General features: G+C 69.0%; 15 protein-coding genes and 2 tRNA genes. 9 read left to right on the top strand and 8 right to left on the bottom strand.

Annotation, left to right across the window (positions count from 1 at the left end):
- The first annotated feature begins 4 nt into the window (after positions 1 to 4).
- Genes NL1_RS26465 through NL1_RS26450 form a run of 4 tightly spaced genes read left to right on the top strand, consistent with a single transcriptional unit; the run spans position 5 to position 3,877 of the window.
- Entirely contained in the window at positions 5 to 1,144 is a 1,140-nt protein-coding gene (locus NL1_RS26465; protein ID WP_067844741.1) for an acyl-CoA dehydrogenase family protein, read from the top strand.
- Positions 1,141 to 2,211, top strand: coding sequence for an enoyl-CoA hydratase/isomerase family protein (locus NL1_RS26460; protein WP_067844739.1), 1,071 nt, complete (start codon positions 1,141 to 1,143; stop codon positions 2,209 to 2,211). Before NL1_RS26465 ends, NL1_RS26460 begins: the two co-directional genes overlap by 4 nt.
- The gene (gene mmsB / locus NL1_RS26455) at positions 2,208 to 3,104 is read left to right on the top strand and encodes a 3-hydroxyisobutyrate dehydrogenase (RefSeq protein ID WP_067844737.1); all 897 of its coding nucleotides are present in this window, start codon (positions 2,208 to 2,210) and stop codon (positions 3,102 to 3,104) included. Before NL1_RS26460 ends, mmsB begins: the two co-directional genes overlap by 4 nt.
- The gene (locus NL1_RS26450; protein WP_067844735.1) at positions 3,101 to 3,877 is read left to right on the top strand and encodes an enoyl-CoA hydratase; all 777 of its coding nucleotides are present in this window, start codon (positions 3,101 to 3,103) and stop codon (positions 3,875 to 3,877) included. Before mmsB ends, NL1_RS26450 begins: the two co-directional genes overlap by 4 nt.
- A gap of 57 nt (positions 3,878 to 3,934) precedes the next feature.
- Here the strand turns inward: NL1_RS26450 and NL1_RS26445 are convergent, their stop codons facing one another.
- From NL1_RS26445 to NL1_RS26435, 3 genes are all read right to left on the bottom strand, one after another.
- Complete coding sequence (locus NL1_RS26445; RefSeq protein ID WP_156095060.1) at positions 3,935 to 4,762, bottom strand: DUF6159 family protein; 828 nt, start codon at positions 4,760 to 4,762, stop codon at positions 3,935 to 3,937.
- Between the two features lie 70 nt (positions 4,763 to 4,832).
- Positions 4,833 to 5,891, bottom strand: a complete 1,059-nt coding sequence (locus tag NL1_RS26440) for an Hsp70 family protein (RefSeq protein ID WP_067844731.1) — start codon at positions 5,889 to 5,891, stop codon at positions 4,833 to 4,835.
- 128 nt (positions 5,892 to 6,019) lie between these two features.
- The gene (locus NL1_RS26435; RefSeq protein WP_067844729.1) at positions 6,020 to 6,568 is read right to left on the bottom strand and encodes a MarR family winged helix-turn-helix transcriptional regulator; all 549 of its coding nucleotides are present in this window, start codon (positions 6,566 to 6,568) and stop codon (positions 6,020 to 6,022) included.
- 111 nt (positions 6,569 to 6,679) lie between these two features.
- Between NL1_RS26435 and NL1_RS26430 the strand changes: the two genes are divergently transcribed.
- Positions 6,680 to 6,754, top strand: a tRNA-Cys gene (locus tag NL1_RS26430).
- Between the two features lie 119 nt (positions 6,755 to 6,873).
- On the opposite strand, the gene NL1_RS26425 is transcribed toward NL1_RS26430, so the two are convergent.
- The 5 genes from NL1_RS26425 to NL1_RS26405 all read right to left on the bottom strand — a co-directional run bounded on the left by NL1_RS26425 (position 6,874) and on the right by NL1_RS26405 (position 11,417).
- Complete coding sequence (locus NL1_RS26425) at positions 6,874 to 8,265, bottom strand: metallophosphoesterase family protein (RefSeq protein ID WP_067844728.1); 1,392 nt, start codon at positions 8,263 to 8,265, stop codon at positions 6,874 to 6,876.
- A gap of 612 nt (positions 8,266 to 8,877) precedes the next feature.
- Complete coding sequence (locus NL1_RS26420; protein WP_067844726.1) at positions 8,878 to 9,144, bottom strand: hypothetical protein; 267 nt, start codon at positions 9,142 to 9,144, stop codon at positions 8,878 to 8,880.
- Between the two features lie 402 nt (positions 9,145 to 9,546).
- Positions 9,547 to 9,619: transfer RNA gene (locus NL1_RS26415), tRNA-Arg, on the bottom strand.
- 121 nt (positions 9,620 to 9,740) lie between these two features.
- On the bottom strand, positions 9,741 to 10,466 hold the full coding sequence (locus tag NL1_RS26410; protein ID WP_084510962.1) for a DUF305 domain-containing protein: 726 nt from the start codon (positions 10,464 to 10,466) through the stop codon (positions 9,741 to 9,743).
- Positions 10,467 to 11,417 carry a thioredoxin-like domain-containing protein gene (locus NL1_RS26405; RefSeq protein WP_067844724.1) on the bottom strand — a complete coding sequence of 317 codons (951 nt, stop codon included), beginning with the start codon at positions 11,415 to 11,417 and terminating at the stop codon, positions 10,467 to 10,469.
- Between the two features lie 110 nt (positions 11,418 to 11,527).
- Between NL1_RS26405 and argS the strand changes: the two genes are divergently transcribed.
- The 4 genes from argS (at position 11,528) to thrC (ending at position 17,124) form a co-directional block, all read left to right on the top strand.
- Complete coding sequence (gene argS / locus NL1_RS26400; protein WP_067844722.1) at positions 11,528 to 13,186, top strand: arginine--tRNA ligase; 1,659 nt, start codon at positions 11,528 to 11,530, stop codon at positions 13,184 to 13,186.
- Between the two features lie 73 nt (positions 13,187 to 13,259).
- Positions 13,260 to 14,681 (top strand): diaminopimelate decarboxylase, encoded by a 1,422-nt coding sequence (gene lysA / locus NL1_RS26395; protein WP_067844720.1) that lies wholly within the window; start codon positions 13,260 to 13,262, stop codon positions 14,679 to 14,681.
- On the top strand, positions 14,678 to 16,033 hold the full coding sequence (locus NL1_RS26390; RefSeq protein WP_067844718.1) for a homoserine dehydrogenase: 1,356 nt from the start codon (positions 14,678 to 14,680) through the stop codon (positions 16,031 to 16,033). Before lysA ends, NL1_RS26390 begins: the two co-directional genes overlap by 4 nt.
- Positions 16,030 to 17,124, top strand: a complete 1,095-nt coding sequence (gene thrC / locus NL1_RS26385) for a threonine synthase (protein WP_067844716.1) — start codon at positions 16,030 to 16,032, stop codon at positions 17,122 to 17,124. Before NL1_RS26390 ends, thrC begins: the two co-directional genes overlap by 4 nt.
- Positions 17,125 to 17,144: the final 20 nt, after the last annotated feature.

Here is a 17,144-nt window from a genome sequence, read left to right as displayed (position 1 = left end):
CCGGATGTTCACTCTGAACGAGGACGAGCGCGCGATCGGCGAGACCGCGCGCCAGTTCGCCGACGAGTTCCTCGCGCCCAACGCGCTGGAATGGGATGAGCAGAAACACTTTCCGGTGGACGTGCTGCGCAAGGCGGGCCCGCTCGGCCTCGGCGGTATCTACGTCCGCGAGGACGTGGGCGGCTCGGAGCTGCGCAGGCTCGACGCGGTGCGCATCTTCGAGCAGCTGGCCACCGGGTGTCCCGCCGTGGCGGCCTACATCTCCATCCACAACATGGCCGCCTGGATGATCGATGCCTACGGCACCGAGGACCAGCGCAATCGCTGGCTGCCCGGCCTGACCTCGATGGAGCTGCTCGGCAGCTACGCGCTCACCGAGCCCGGCGTCGGCTCCGACGCGGCGGCGTTGAGCACCAGGGCCGTTCGCGACGGCGAGGACTACATCCTCAACGGCGCCAAGCAGTTCATCTCCGGCGCGGGCGCCAACGACGTGTACGTGATGATGGTGCGCACGGGTGACAATGGGGCGCGCGGCATTTCGGCGCTGATCGTGCCCGCCGACACCCCCGGCCTCTCGGTCGGGCCGAACGAGCGGAAGATGGGCTGGAACGCCCAGCCGACCCGCCAGGTCATCCTGGAGGACGCCCGCGTCCCGGTCGCCAACCGGATCGGCGCGGAGGGCGACGGATTCCGCATCGCCATGAACGGGCTCAACGGCGGACGGCTGAACATCGCCGCGTGCTCGGTGGGCGGCGCGCAGGCGGCCCTGGACAAGGCCGTGCCGTACCTCGCCGATCGCCAGGCCTTCGGCACACCGCTGCTGAAGAACCAGGCGCTGCAATTCGAACTCGCCGATATGCGTATCGAATTGGAGGCGGCGCGGACGCTGCTGTGGCGTGCCGCCGCCGCACTCGACGCGGACGCGCCCGACAAGGTCGAACTGTGCGCCATGGCCAAGCGTTTCGCCACCGACGTCGGCTTCGAGGTCGCCAACAAGGCGCTCCAGTTGCACGGCGGCTACGGCTACCTGCACGAATACGGCCTGGAGAAGATCGTCCGGGATCTGCGCGTGCACCAGATCCTCGAGGGCACCAACGAAATCATGCGGGTCGTGGTAGCCCGCGCGGTCATAGGAGCAGCATGAGCGACCAACCGGAAGTCATCATCGACAAGCGCGACGGCCTCGGGCTGATCACGCTGAACCGGCCCAAGGCCATCAACGCGCTGAATCACCCCATGGCGCTGGCCATCACGGACGCACTGCACGCCTGGGCCGGGGACGACGAGGTGCGCACCGTCGTGGTCACCGGTGCGGGGGAGCGCGGGCTGTGCGCGGGCGGCGACATCGTCGCGATCCACGCCGACTCGAAAACCGGTACCGCGAACGCGGATTCGCCGACCGGTGTGTTCTGGCGCGACGAGTACATCCTCAACGCGCTGATCGGCCGCTACCCCAAGCCCTACGTGGTGGTCATGGACGGCATCGTGATGGGCGGCGGCGTCGGCCTTTCCGGGCACGGCAGCCACCGCATCGTCACCGAGCGCTCCAAGATCGGCATGCCCGAGGTGGGCATCGGCTTCGTCCCGGATGTCGGCGGCACCTACCTGCTCGCGCGCACGCCGGGCGAGATCGGCACGCACGTCGCGCTGACCACCGCGCGGATGAGCGCAGGCGACGCCATCGCCGCCGGATTCGCCGACTACTACGTGCCTTCCGACGACATTCCGGCCCTGCTGGACACGCTGCGCACCGAGACCGCCGACGTCGCGATCGCCAAGTTCGCCACGGACGCACCGGAATCCGAACTGCTCGCCCAGCGGGACTGGATCGACGCCTGCTACAGCGCCGACACCGTCGAGCAGATCGTGACTCGGTTGCAGTCGAACGCGGCACCGGAGGCGGCCAAAGCGGCTTCCGACCTGCTCGCCAAATCGCCTGTCGCGCTGAAGGTCACGCTGCGTGCGCTGCGTAACGCGCGCGAGCTGAGCAGCCTGGAGGCGGTGTTGAACGAGGAGTACCGGGTCTCCATCGCCGCGCTGGGCTCGCACGATCTGGTCGAGGGCATCCGCGCGCAGGTGATCGACAAGGACCGCAACCCGCAGTGGCGACCGGCGACCCTCGCCGAGGTCACCGACGCGCAGGTGGCGGCGTACTTCGCCGAATTGGGCGACAAGGAACTGGGTTTGGCGACACCGGAGGCGCAGCAGTGACGAAGATCGGATTTCTCGGGCTCGGCCACATGGGCGCGCCCATGGCGGCAAACCTGATCAGGGCGGGGTACGACGTGCTCGCCTTCGACCCGGTGCCCGCGGCGCAGGAGCAGGCGCGCAAGGACGGCGCGACCGTGGTGGAGACGGCCGCCGCGGCCGCGGCCGACCGCGACGTGGTGATCACCATGCTTCCCAACGGCAAGCTGGTGCTCGACCTCTACGCCGACCTGCTGCCCGCCGCGAACCCCGGCACCCTGTTCATCGACTGCTCCACCATCGATGTCGCCGACGCCAAGGAGGCCGCCGCGCGGACCGTCGCGGCCGGGCACCGCGCACTGGACGCCCCCGTCTCGGGCGGTGTCGCAGGCGCGACCGCGGGCACCCTGACCTTCATGGTCGGCGGCGCGGCGGCCGATTTCGCGGACGCGCTTCCGGTGCTCGAGGTGATGGGCGGCAAGGTCGTGCACTGCGGCGACGCGGGCGTCGGCCAGGCGGCCAAGATCTGCAACAACATGCTGCTCGGCATCTCGATGATCGGCCTGTCCGAGGCGCTGGTGCTCGGCGAGAAGCTGGGCCTGAGTCACCAGTCGTTCTTCGACGTGGTCTCCACCGCGTCGGGCCAGAGCTGGGCGCTGACCAGCTACTGCCCGGTCCCCGGCCCGGTGCCTGCCAGCCCGGCGAACAACGACTACCAGCCGGGATTCGCCACCGCACTGATGACCAAGGACCTCGGCCTCGCCGCGAACGCCCTGCGCGCCAACGGCATCGACGGGCAGCTCGGTGCGCTGGCCGCGGAGATCTACACCCGGTTCAACCAGACGGAGGCGGGCAAGGACTTCTCGGCTATTGTCACCGACATCCGTACCCGTTCCGACCACGAGGTGACCGAGTGACCGACTTCGAGACGATTCTGCTGGAGCGCAAGGGCCGGGTCGGCTGGATCACGCTGAACCGTCCGAAGGCGCTCAACGCGCTGAACGCGCAAGTCCTCGATGACGTGATCGCCGCGCTGGACGAGCTCGAGCGCGACGACGCGATCGGCGCCGTGGTCATCACCGGCTCGGAGCGCGCCTTCGCGGCGGGCGCCGACATCAAGGAGATGCAGCCCAAGTCGTACATGGACATGTTCATGGACGATTTCTTCGCGCGCTGGGATCGGCTGGCCAACTTCCGCAAGCCCACCATCGCGGCCGTCGCGGGTTACGCGCTCGGCGGCGGCTGTGAGCTGGCGATGATCTGCGACATCCTGATCGCCGCCGACACGGCCAAGTTCGGGCAGCCGGAGATCAAGCTGGGCGTCATCCCCGGCATCGGCGGTTCGCAGCGCCTGACCAGGGCGATCGGCAAGGCCAAGGCCATGGACCTGGTGCTGACCGGACGCAATATGGACGTCGAGGAAGCCGAGCGCGCCGGACTCGTCTCGCGCATCGTGCCCGCCGCCGAACTGCTCGACACCACGCTCGAGGTCGCCGAGACCATCGCCGCGATGTCGTTGCCGGTCGCCATGATCGCGAAGGAGTCGGTGAACCGCTCCTTCGAGACCACCCTCGCCGAGGGCCTGCGCTTCGAGCGCCGCGTCTTCCACTCGCTGTTCGCGATCGAAGACCAGAAGGAAGGCATGACCGCCTTCGTCGAGAAGCGCCCGGCGAAGTTCACCAACCGCTGAGTCCGGCTCCGGCTCGCGCGAGCGCCTTTCGGGGCGTTCACGCGAGCCGTCGTCGTCTCAGGGCTGGAACGACCGCGTGAGATCCGCGGCGAACGCGGGCGGCGTGTACCCGTCGACCGAGTAGCGATAGAGCGCGGCCTGATACACCGCGGTCGCGGCCGAGACGAAGATCAGTGCGGTGGTGAAGACGGTCAGGCCGAGCCACAGTCCCACCGCCGTGCCGTACGGCAGGCCGAGCCGCGCCTCCGCCAGCGCGCCCAACGCTGCGGCGACCAGCAGGCTCAGCGTTCCGCCTCCGAGCACCAGCGTGTAGCCGACCACACCGAAGCGCGCGCTGCCCGTCACGTCGGCGCCCCAGCCACGTTCCAGCGCCGCTCGCGAATCACGCAGTGCGCCAGGCGGATTCCGGTGCTCCAGGACGATCTTCGGCAACGCCAAGTCGGCCGCGTCCGCCCACGCGGTTCCGGTGCGGCCGCGGCGCATCGCGCGCAGGTCGCGAAAGTCGTGCTCGATCAGTCGCAGCACCGGCAGTATCGTCGCCGCCACCAGTGCCCACGGCAGAATCGCGTGCCACCGGGCCAGCGCCGCCCGCCTGCCCGCGCTCGCGCTGGGATACCCGCCGCGCAACACGATGTCGGTCTGCGCGATGAGCCCGGCATTGCCGAACGTGGTGACGATCATCATCAGTAGATAGCCCGCGCCGAACAGCAGCAACGACGTAGTGTCCGACCCCTCGGCCACCTCCGTCCCGATGAGCAGGGACAGCGCGCCCATCACGGCCGCGCCGGTGACGGCCGACCGCACCGGAAACGCGCGAAGGGCGCGGTGCGAGGTCAGCACGCCGAGTCCGGTCTCGAGCATGGTTCTTGCGGCGGCGAATGCCACGTGTACCCCCGTTGTCGTGCGCTTGTGGTTCTCGCGCCATGCTAGCCAACGGGATGCGGCCGCTCCGTCCTCAGTTGCCCGACGGCTGCGGGGTGGTGCGCAATTCGATCTGCGTCGGCACGGTCCCCCCGCTCGGCGGCCGTGCCGAATTCCGTTCCACGGCGAGCAAACCGGCGATGGTCGCGCCAAGCGCCGCGGTGACCGCCACGGCGGCGATGATTTTCCGGCGGCCGACACCCACGGGGGCGAGCCCGGGCCGGGTCGCGCCCGCCCGCAGGCGCGTCATGCGCACGTCGCCGGACGGGCGTTCGGCGGCGAATAGCAGTGCGCCACGGGCCGAAACGTATTCCGGCTCGGGGTCGTAGATCACCGGCAGGTCGACCAATTCGGCCAGCTCGGCGCGCACGCTCGGGCTGCGGGTGCAGCCACCGAGCAGGACGAGCGCCTCGGGCCGCACGCCGCTCTCCTCGATGAGCTGGCGAACGAACGACGCGGAGTGGTGAATGCCGGCGGCGCACAGTTCGGCCAGATCGCTGCGGGTCACCACGGCGCGGCCGCCGGAGCCGAGATCGGTCGCGGTGATCACCCGCGTGTTGCTGAGGGCCTCGCGGTGCCGCCTGCTCGTGAGCCGATCGGTGAGCACGCCGCCGCGCGCCAGTTGCCAGCGCAGCAGCGCGTCGTAGCCGTCGCCGCCGAGCACGGTGCTGCGTTTGCTGGACAGGATGGCGTCAGTGCGGCAGTCGGCGTGCGTCACAGTCAGTCCGGAGCTGCCGAGGTCGTAGAGAATCACCGTGCCGGAGTCCGGAAGCCTTCCGGTGAAGCGCAGATAGCGCAGCTGGGCCAGCGGCTCGTCGACGATGGTGAGCCTGCTGCGGCCCGCCGCGGATCGGATGGCGTCGGCGTGCAGCGGGCAGCGGCAGGTGACGGCGGTGCCGGTGATCAGCTCGTCGCGCAGCTGGGCGGAGCGGCACATCTCGCGGATCGCCTCGAACACGGCCTCCTCGACGGCCGCGCCCGCGCGGCGCGGGACATGGCAGCGGTCGATCGGGGGAAGGTGCGGTTGATCGGAATGCGTCAACATCCCGCGCGCGCCACCAGCGCCCGCCGACACCCCCAAGACCAGCACCATGAATCCATGGTGGACCCTTTCCCCTCCGCTGCCAAGGCAACGCCGCCGCGAATTCGCTACTTGGATGCCGGACTGTTACGAGGCGTTCGATTCCGTGGTGTATGAGACCGCCAGGTACGGAGCGGAGTTCAGCGGTCTCCTGCGGTCCAGCGCGCGGGCGCGTCGCCGGTGTCGAAGTCGCCCGCCGCGTGCCGGAATTCCGCGAGCAGCTGCAACAGGGTGTGCAGCCGATCCGGCCGCAGACCCGGATGGGCGAACACCTTCGTGTTCAGTTCTTCGGTGGCCTTGGCGACCAATTCCCTTCCGGCATCGGTGATTTCGATGAGCGTGGCGCGGCGGTCGCTGGGGTGCGGAACCCGCTCGACGAGATGTGCTGCCTCGAGCCGATCGACGGTGTTGGTGACGCTGGTCGGGTGCACCTGGAGCCGGGCGCTGGCCTTCGCCATCGGCAGCGCGCCGGTCTTGCTGAAGCTGAGCAGCATGAGCAACTCGTACCGAGAGAAGGTCAGACCGGTCGGCTTCAGCGCCTCGTCCACCCGGGCCATCACGATTTGCTGGGCGCGGACCAGCGAGGTCACCGCCGCCATGCCGTCGGCGACATCGCCCCAGCCGTGGCCGACCCACTGACGGTGGGCCTCCTCGATCGGGTCGGCTGGGAGCGGGCGTGGCCGAGACATTCCCCGATCATTGCATGCCGTGCGGCCCTTTCCTCGCGGGCGCGAGGTTTTGAATCAGCTCGAGCCCAAGCCTGGTCGCCGGGGTCTCGGCCCGGCATTCTCGAATGCGAGGCGGGCGTGGCTGAGTGGTTTAGGCAACGGTCTGCAAAGCCGTTTACGCGGGTTCAATTCCCGCCGCTCGCTCCAACAAGGGTGCGCCAGTCGTCGGGCCCCGGTTCGGTGTTACGCCATCGCCGGATCGGGGCGTCGTCGACGTTCTTCCGTATGCCGGATCAGGTTATGCGAACTTCGTCGCTTTCGTCCGTTCAGGAGAGTCCGGAAAAGTCCCTGGCGACAACGTGATTGCGGTCGGCGAAGGTGCCGAGGCTGTAATCGGGCAACAATCCGAAGTATTCGCCGCGGGTGGTGCCGCTCCACCGGCGGGCGTCCTCGGTGCGCGTCTTGTAGAAGTTCACCATGTAGCCGCCCTCGTACACCCGGAGCAGGCTGTAGCCGCCCGGATACTCCTTCACCGCGGCCACCTCCAGGAATTCCACCGCGATAGCGGCATCCGGCTTGGTCCGGCGGTTGCGGTGGGTGTGGCCGCTGTGGTGGAGGAAGACGCCGGGCGCCCGCTCGTAGAGGCGCTGTAGTTCGGCGCTGTCCGTGCCGTCGAGGACGAAGGCCGGGCCCGCGGTGTTGGTGAGTCCCGATTCGATGGTCACCGGGTGGTGGCCGAAGACCAGGGTCGGGCGGTCCGGATCGGCGCGCAGCACCTCGGCCAGGCGATCGAACTGGGGCCGTTCGATGCGCCCGCCCGCGCCGTCGAGTTCGCTGGTGTCCACGCCGAGCAGGCGCAGCCCGCCGACCTCGTGCTCGACCAGCTCTTGTCTGGCGAGGAAATTGTCGCCCCAGCAGTCGCGGTGCTCGCCGAGGTGCGTGCAACTCCGGTGGCCGAGGTGCGGGCGATCGTGATTGCCGCGCGTCACCAGGTAGTCGCTGCCGAGCGTGCCCCACGAGTCCAGCCGGGCGCGGACGGCGCGCGACTCCTCCGGCGTCGCCTCGCTGGTGAGATCGCCCGCGACGAGCAGACGATCCGCGCCCCTGGCCCGCAGATCGTCGAGCAGCGCGGACAGCATGACCTCGGGGTAGGGCGGCAGACCGGCGGGCTGGCGGAATCCGGGCGGAAACGAGCCGACCACCAATCCGCTCACCGTTTCGCCGTAGTGCACGTCGTTGGCCAGCGCGATGGTGCGCAACAGACGACCCGGCGGCGGCACCATGGTGGTGAATTCGCCTGTGGCCTCCGGTGTTCCGGGCGACAGCGTGGTGAGCGAGAGCGCGGGAGTCGCCCGCACGCCCTGCGACCAGGCCTCGAAGCGGTAGCGGCGGCCCGGCTCCAGCCCGCCGATCTCGGCGTAGTGGAACGGCGTTCGATCGGGATCGGCGAAGACCGGGACGGGTGCGTTCAGGGAATCGGCTGGGCCGAGCCGAACTTCGGCATCGGAGGGCACCGGAATCAGGCGCCCGGATTCGTCCGGCGCCACGGTGGTCCAGGTCAGCACGACCGAGCTGTCGGTGACGGTGACGACTTCCAGATCTGTCGCGACCAGCGAAACAGGCCGTGCCCGAGCGCGACTCGTGGGCATCGCGGAAAGCAGTGCCGCGGAGGCGATGGCGCCGAGCACGGTCCGGCGCGAGGGCCCGCAGCAGCTCATGATCCCGAGAGTACGTCGAACATGCTGTGCTCGAACATGCTGTGCTCACGTCTACTTCGCGGTGCCCAGCGCTTGGTACTGCTGCTCGACCAGGCGGTGGGCAGGGCGATTATCGCGGCCGTAACGGCCCCCACCCTCAGCACAGAACGCACCCGATCATCCTGCCAAAGATCAGCCGCGGTGCCCATCGCCCGCCGCAGGCTTCGAGCGCAGGTCCGTCGGCGGCGCAGCCGCATGCGTGTAACCCGCTGTGACGCAAAGGGTCTGGTCGGAGCGCGAGAGTAGGGTGCTGCCACCTCCTACTCCAGGGGCGGTGTGGCGTCTGGTCCAGGCCGCACCGTGCCGAGAAAGGAGGTGGTGGGGATGGCAAAGCATCGCCGGGGCAAGAACAACGCCCCGGTCGATTACGGCATCGTGTTCGCGCTCGCTGCCGTAATCGCCGGGGCGTTCGTTCTGGTCCGCCGAGTGTGGATCAACTGACCCACCGGGCGAGGCGTCGTGACAGCGGCGCTTCGCCCTCTCGGCATCACTCACGTGACACCCCAACTCTACTCGACGGCCGGGGCGTGGAGTACCGATTACTGTTACCCCTTCCGCGGCCGCTCGGCACTGCTAGCCGTTGTCCTGCGGTTGCGGCCATACGCTGGTGCCGTTGAGTTTCAGATCCTTGGGTAGCAGAACCTCGTACCTGGTGGCGCCGTGCGTCCAGATCTCCTCGCCGCCGCATTCGTGCAACGTGATGTCGATGATGAGCTCTGCCGGATGTTCGAACTCGATGGTCATCACATCGCCGGGTTCGAGGGTCATGTGATCGCCGTACGGTTCGACGAACCAGTCTCGCGTCTGGTTGTCCTTGTTCGTCACATTGATACGGATCATCGGTGCATCCGACGCGCAGACCGGCTCGATAGCGGCAAGTCGATCATGACGACATGCTCGCAGAGCATCAGCCGACAGGCGACTTTGTGCCAGACGGGCATTCGGCCGGATCGGACTGGGCAAGACCACGCCACCCTCTACGCGGCGCCACCAGAAACCAACGGAACACCCTACAAACAAGCCCCACCCCATCGGCGACCAAAACCAAACGGAACACCCCACAAAACCAGTCCCATGGCCGACCAAAAAACCAAACGGAACGCCCCCACAAAAACCAGCCCCGCCCCAGGGGGTCCGGGGGCGAAGCCCTCCGGGCGGGGCGTGGGGGTTGCACCCCCACAAAACACTACGAAACGAGCAAAGGCCCAAGCCCTTGTGGGCATGGGCCTGCTGCGAGTGGAGTGCCCTCGGCAGGATTCGAACCTGCGGCCTTCTGCTCCGGAGGCAGACGCTCTATCCCCTGAGCTACGAGGGCGGGATAGATCTCGGTCGGGCCGGGTGGTCCGATCGGGCGGGGCAAGCGTATCGCATCGCACGCTGGACGCCAAAAAGGGCGTCGGGCCGGGGGCTTTCGCATGGCCCGGCCCGACGCCGGGTCAGTTGAGGGGGAGAGGGGTGCCGCCGCGGGCGGTGAGCATGGTGGTGAGCAGGCGGGATTCGGCCTGCTGGGTTTCGGCCATGCTCGCGGCGAGGGTGCGTACCGCGGTGGTGGCGGCGTGCTGGGCCGCGTACTCCATCATCGGCATGCCGCCTTGGTGATGCCGCAGCATGAGGCGCAGGAAGATGACGTCGGCTTCGGGGACGGGTGCTTGGCGCAGCGCGGCGAGCTCTTCCTGGGTGGCCATGCCGGGCATGCTCGCCATCGGCTCGGACATCTGGTGTCCGCCGCCGTGTCCGTGCCCGCCGCCGGGCTCGCTCATCCACCCCATGAAGCCCTCGGCGCCCTGCGCGGGCTTGTCCCACAGCTGCAGCCAGCCCTGCATCCGGCCGACCTGGTTCTGCTGGGTGGTCATGATGTCGTAGGCCAGCCTGCGCACATCGTTGTCGGTGGAGCGCAGCAGGGCGATGCCCGCCATCTCGACGGCTTGCGCGTGGTGCGCGGACATGTCCTGGGCGAAGCCGACATCGACCGCGGTGGGGTCGGGTTCACCGGAGCCGCCGTCCAGCGGCAGGCGTACCAGCGTCCCGATGGCGAATCCGAGCAGGATGGCGCCGAGCGCGCCGAGGATCAGCAGCGCGACCCCTTGCTTGCGCACCTGCGCCTTGAATCCCGTCTCCGTGGCGGATTCGGTGTCGTGGTCGATATCGGCTTCGGTCTGCATCTAGGGTCCCGCTGTCGGCTCGGTCGGTGCACCGGGAAGTCCGGGTGCACCAGGAGCGCCGGGAAGACCGGGAGCGCCGGGAAGGCCAGGAACACCGGGCATGCCGGGGACGCCGGGCAGACCCGGAATCCCGGGAGGCAGTCCACCGCCGAGCTCGGACTGATCGATCGGGATGCCCGCACCGTCCATCGGCACCGCGTCCGGCCCGACCGGCGCGGGGTCGAACGGCTCCGGGTTCTCCCTGTCGAAGTACGGGTTGGAGCAGGCCGCGCCGACCTCGGGATAGGTGTACTGGTTCTGCCGCAGCGCGGTGATGAACTGGTTGATCCGCTTGTCCTCGGGGCTGTCCAGCTTCAGCTGATGCCCCCACGACTGCAGCGCGATCGCGCTGTCCAGCCCCGGGTACGGCGACATCAGCGTGTACTGCTTGCCTTCGACCTTCTTCTTCAGCGTGTCGATGCCCGCGCTGTCGACCTTGTCGGGGTTGTAGGCGATCCACACGGCGCCGTGCTCGAGCGAGTGCACCGCGTTCTCGGTGCGGATCGGCTTGGCGTACGCGACGCCGGTGCAGTCGGCCCACGCCTGATCGTGCGGCCCGCCGAAGGGCGGCTTCTGGTCGTAGGCCACCCGCTGGGTCGGGTCGACGTGCTTGCCCGCGCCCTGCGCGTAGTCCTTCTTCACCACGCCCGCGATCTGATCCGACGGATCCTTCTGCTGCGCGCTGGGCGTGTACTTGTCCAGTTCGGCCTGTTCGCGGTATTTGGGGACCAGGTTGTAGGCGAGGGCGCCGATCAATGCGATGATTACTGCGGCCGCGCCGATGGCCAACCACGGGATCTGGCGTTTCTTCGGAAGCTGGCCCTTGCCGCCGCCGCCCTTGCGGGAAGGCGACACCTTCCCCGCGGCTCGGACGGCCTTGGCCGACTTCGAGGCGCTGTTGCTACTCGGCATTGCTCGTTGCTCTCTCGATGTGATGAACGGCTGTGCTGTTCGTTACGGACGGATCCGGGGCAGTGCCCGCCCGACGGCGTACACCTGCCCAGACCATAGGATAGAGACTCGTGACTCCAGCTGACCTTGCAGATCTCCTTCGCGCCACCGCGGCGAAGGTGCTTGTCGAACGTGGACTGGACCCTGCGGTCCTGCCCGACGAGGTCAATGTGGAGCGTCCTCGCAACCCGGAACACGGTGACTATGCCACGAATGTGGCCATGCAGGTGGCCAAGAAGGCCGGAACGAATCCGCGCGAGCTGGCCACCTGGCTGGCCGACGCGCTGAGCGCCACCGAGGGCGTGTCCTCGGCGGAGGTCGCCGGTCCCGGCTTCCTGAACATCCGGCTCGCCGCCGCCGCGCAGGGCGCGATCGTGCAGAAGGTGCTCGCGGCGGGCACGTCCTTCGGCACCGCCGACGCGCTCGCGGGTACCCGGATCAACCTGGAGTTCGTCTCGGCGAACCCGACCGGCCCGATCCACCTCGGCGGCACCCGCTGGGCGTCGGTCGGCGACGCGCTCGGCCGCATCCTCGCCGCGCAGGGCGCCGACGTCACCCGCGAGTACTACTTCAACGACCACGGCGCGCAGATCGACCGGTTCGCCAACTCCCTGGTCGCCGCCGCCACCGGCGCGCCGACCCCCGAGGACGGGTACGCGGGCGCGTACATCGCCGAGATCGCCGAGCGAGTCGTCGCCGCGAACCCGGGTGTCGTCGACCTGCCCGAGAGCGAGCGGCACGAGCTGTTCCGCCGCGAGGGCGTCGAGCTGATGTTCGCCCACATCAAGCAGACCCTGCACGAGTTCGGCACCGACTTCGACGTCTACTTCAACGAGAGCTCGCTGTTCGCCTCGGGCGCCGTGGACAAGGCGGTCGAGGAGCTCAAGGCCTCCGGCAAGCTGTACGAGAAGGACGGCGCCTGGTGGATCGCCAGCTCCGAGTACGGCGACGACAAGGACCGGGTGGTCCTCAAGAGCGACGGCAAGTCCGCCTACATCGCCGGTGACATCGCCTACTTCCACGACAAGCGCGGCCGCGGTTTCGATCTGTGCATCTACATGCTCGGCGCCGACCACCACGGCTACATCGGCCGCTTGAAGGCCGCCGCCGCGGCGTTCGGCGACGATCCGGACACCGTCGAGGTGCTGATCGGCCAGATGGTGAATCTGGTGAAGGACGGCGCGGCCGTCCGCATGAGCAAGCGGGCGGGCACCGTGGTGACGCTCGACGACCTGGTCGAGGCGATCGGCGTCGACGCCGCGCGCTACTCGCTGGTGCGGTCCTCGGTGAACTCCAGCATCGACATCGATCTGGACCTGTGGACCAAGCAGAACAACGAGAACCCGATCTACTACGTGCAGTACGCGCACGCCCGCTCCAGCCGCATCATCGACAACTCGGCCGCGTTCGACTTCCCTTCGGTGGCACCGGATTTCGGTCTGATGACCTCCGACCGCGAGGGCGAGCTGATCCGCACCCTCGGCGAGTACCCGCGCGTGGTCGCGACGGCCGCCGAGATGCGGGAGCCGCACCGCGTCGTGCGCTACCTGGAGGAGCTCGCCGGTGCGTACCACCCGTTCCAGTCCGACGACGACATGCGGGTGCTGCCGAAGGGCGACGAGCCGGTCACGCCGCTCAAGTCCGCCCGCTTGGAGCTGGTGAAGGCCACCCGTCAGGTACTCGCCAACGGCCTCGGCCTGCTCGGCGTCAGCGCACCGGAGCGTATGTAGTGCACGGGCGAGTCGAGTCGAAGAGGTCGTATCTGTCCACGTGCTCGGCGCGTGCAGCAAGGAAGGAACAACTATGAGCGCGCACCCCGCCGGGCCACGGCACGCCGAGATTCCGCATGCCCCCAACCTCCCCGAGCGGCCTGCCGATCCGAAGCAGATGATCGACCTGCCCGCGAATGTCTGGCCGCGCAACGCCTCTCGCGACGCCGACGGTGTAGTGCGACTGGCCGGTGTGCCGGTGCACGACCTCGCCGCGCAGTTCGGCACCCCGCTGTTCGTGGTGGACGAGGAAGACTTCCGCTCCCGCTGCCGCGACATGGTGCAAGCCTTCGGCCCCAACGCCCGGGTGCACTACGCATCCAAGGCGTTCCTCTGCGGCGAGATCGCGCGCTGGATCCGTGACGAGGGCCTCTCGCTGGACGTGTGCTCCGGCGGCGAGCTCGCCATCGCGCTGCACGCGGGTTTCCCCGCCGAGCGAATCGCGTTGCACGGCAACAACAAATCCGTCGTGGAGCTGGAGACCGCGGTGCAGGCCGGTGTCGGCCACGTGGTGGTCGATTCGCTGATCGAGATCGATCGCCTCGAAGCGGTGGCCGGGCGCGCCGGTGTGGTGCAGGACGTGCTGGTCCGCGTCACCGTCGGCGTGGAAGCCCATACGCACGAATACATTTCGACCGCGCACGAGGACCAGAAGTTCGGCTTCTCGATCGCGGGCGGTGACGCCATGGAGGCGCTGGCGCGCGTCTTCGAGGCCGACAACCTCCGGCTGGTCGGCCTGCACTCGCACATCGGCTCGCAGATCTTCGAGATCGACGGGTTCGAGATCGCCGCGCGTCGCATGCTCGGCCTGCTGCGCGAGGCCATCGACAAGTTCGGCGTGGAGCGCACCGCGCAGATCTCGACGCTGGATCTCGGTGGCGGACTTGGTATTTCGTACCTGCCGAACGACGACCCGCCGCCGCTTGCGGAGTTCGCGGCGAACCTGCGCCGCCTGGTCGCCGAAGAGGCGGCCCGCGCGGGCCTGCCCGAGCCCACCATCGCGGTGGAGCCGGGCCGCGCCATCGCCGGACCCGGCACCGTCACCCTCTACGAGGTCGGCACCACCAAGGACGTCTCGCTGGACGCCGGCCTGCGCCGCCGTTACGTGAGCGTCGACGGCGGTATGAGCGACAACATCCGTCCCGCGCTCTACCAGGCCGACTACGACTGCCGCCTGGTCTCGCGCTCCTCGGACGCGCAGCCGGTGGTCGCGCGCGTCGTCGGAAAGCATTGCGAGAGTGGGGACATCGTCATTCGCGACACCTGGATGCCCGCCGACGTCGGCCCGGGCGACCTGGTCGCGGTGGCCGCGACCGGCGCGTATTGCTATTCGATGTCCAGTCGATACAACCAGTTGACCCGTCCGGCGGTCGTCGCCGTTCGCGACGGTCAGCCGCGACTGGTGCTGCGCCGGGAAACGGTGGCGGATCTGCTGAGTTTGGAGGTTGAGGCATGACCGAAGTAGCCAAGAACAGCACCTGGGGGACCGATCGCCCGATCGGTGTCGCGGTCCTCGGCATGGGCAATGTCGGCACCGAGGTCGTGCGGATTCTGCGGGATCACGCCGACGACCTGCGTTCGCGAGTCGGTGCGCCGGTCGTGCTGCGCGGCGTCGCGGTGCGCAGCCTGGACAAGGATCGCGGCCTGCCCGCCGAACTGCTGACCACCGACGCGGACGCACTCGTCGCCCGCGACGACGTCGACCTGGTCGTCGAGGTCATCGGCGGCATCGATCCCGCACGCCGCCTGATCCTGGCCGCGCTGAACGCGGGCAAATCCGTGGTGACCGCGAACAAGGCGCTGCTCGCCGACTACACCGGCGAACTCGCCGCGGCCGCCGAGCGCAACCGCGCCGACCTGTACTTCGAGGCCGCCGTCGCGGGCGCCATCCCGGTGGTCCGCCCGCTCATCCAGTCGCTGTCCGGCGACCGGGTGAACCGAGTGGTCGGCATCGTGAACGGCACCACGAACTTCATCCTCTCGGCCATGGACGAGACCGGCGCCGACTACTCCGCGACCCTCGCCGAGGCCACCCGCCTCGGCTACGCGGAGGCCGACCCGACCGCCGACGTGGAGGGCTACGACGCGGCGGCCAAGGCCGCGATCCTCGCCTCCCTCGCGTTCCACACCCGCGTGACCGCGGCCGACGTGTTCCGCCAGGGCATCTCCAAGATCACCGCGGAGGACCTGGAGACCGCGTCCGCGGTGAACTGCACGGTCAAGCTGCTGGCAATCTGCGAGCGCGTCGACGCGGGCCCCGGCGAGCCGAGCCTGGCCGAGGGTGGCAAGGAGCGCGTCTCGGTGCGGGTCTACCCGGCGCTGATCCCGCGCAAGCACCCGCTGGCCGCGGTCAGCGGGGCGTTCAACGCCGTGGTCGTCGAGGCCGAGAACGCGGGCAGGCTGATGTTCTACGGCCAGGGCGCGGGCGGCGCCCCGACCGCCTCCGCGGTGCTCGGCGACCTGGTGATGGCCGCACGGAACAAGTTCTTCGGTGGCCGCGCACCGGGCGAATCGGTTTATGCTGAGCTACCGATCGCGCCGATCGGCGATACGCCCACCCGTTACCACGTGAACCTGCAGGTCGAAGACGTCCCCGGCGTCCTGGCCAAGGTGGCGGGCGAATTCGCCAAGCACGGGGTGAGCATCTCGACCGTCCGTCAGGAAGGGCACGGCGAAGGTGCGCGCCTGGTCGTCGTGACCCACCACGCGGTGGAGTCGGCGCTCGCGGACACCGTGTCGGCTTTGGCGGAGATGGCGTCCGTCACATCAGTGACAAGCGTTTTGAGATTGGAAGGCACCGAAGAATGAACACCACTGGCGTCGCCCCGCAGGCAGGAGTGCACTCCCGCTGGCCGGGTCTGATCGCGGCCTACCGTGATCGGCTGGCGGGTGCGGCCGACTGGGAGCCGGTCACGCTGTTCGAGGGCGGCACCCCGCTGGTGCCCGCGCCGTACCTGTCCGAGCTGACCGGCTGTGAGGTGTACCTCAAGGTCGAGGGCGCCAATCCGACCGGCTCGTTCAAGGACCGTGGCATGACCATGGCCATGACCGACGCCAAGTACCGCGGTCAGAAGGCGGTGCTCTGCGCGTCCACCGGCAACACCTCGGCATCGGCCGCGGCGTACGCCACCCGGGCGGGCATGAGCTGCGCGGTGCTGATCCCGCAGGGCAAGATCGCGATGGGCAAGCTGGCCCAGGCCGTCATGCTTGGCGCGCAGATCATCCAGGTCGAGGGCAACTTCGACGACTGCCTCGAACTGGCGCGCAAGGTCACCGCGGACTTCCCGGCCGTCGGCCTGGTGAACTCGGTGAACCCGGCCCGCATCGAGGGCCAGAAGACGGCCTCGTTCGAGATCTGCGACGTGCTCGGCAAGGCGCCCGACGTGCACGCGCTCCCGGTGGGCAACGCGGGCAACATCACCGCGTACTGGCGCGGCTACCGCGAGTACTACGCCGACGGCATCACCAATGGCCTGCCGCGCATGCTCGGCGTGCAGGCCGCGGGCGCGGCCCCGCTGGTCAACGGCGCCCCGGTGAAGGATCCGGAGACCATCGCCACCGCCATCCGGATCGGCGCACCCGCCTCCTGGAACGGTGCGGTGGAGGCCAAGGAGCAGTCCGGCGGCGCGTTCCGCGCGGCCACCGACGAGGAGATCCTCGAGGCGTACCGGCTGGTCGCGGCGAAGGAAGGCGTCTTCGTCGAGCCCGCCTCGGCGGCCAGCGTGGCAGGCGTGCTCGCGGCCCGCAAGGAAGGCTGGCTGGACGCTGGCCTGACGGTGGTGTGCACCGTCACCGGCAACGGCCTCAAGGATCCCGACACCGCGCTGCTCGGCATGCCGCAGGTGCAGCCGATCGCGGTCGACCCGGTGGCGGTCGCCGCCCGACTCGAGCTGGCCTGAGTTGAGTTCACGCGAAAGCC

The organism is Nocardia lijiangensis NBRC 108240 (genome assembly GCF_001613045.1).
Taxonomy (GTDB): Bacteria; Actinomycetota; Actinomycetes; order Mycobacteriales; family Mycobacteriaceae; genus Nocardia; species Nocardia lijiangensis.
Note: the sequence above shows the minus strand (reverse complement) of the source record. Positions and strands in the feature narration are given on the sequence as shown.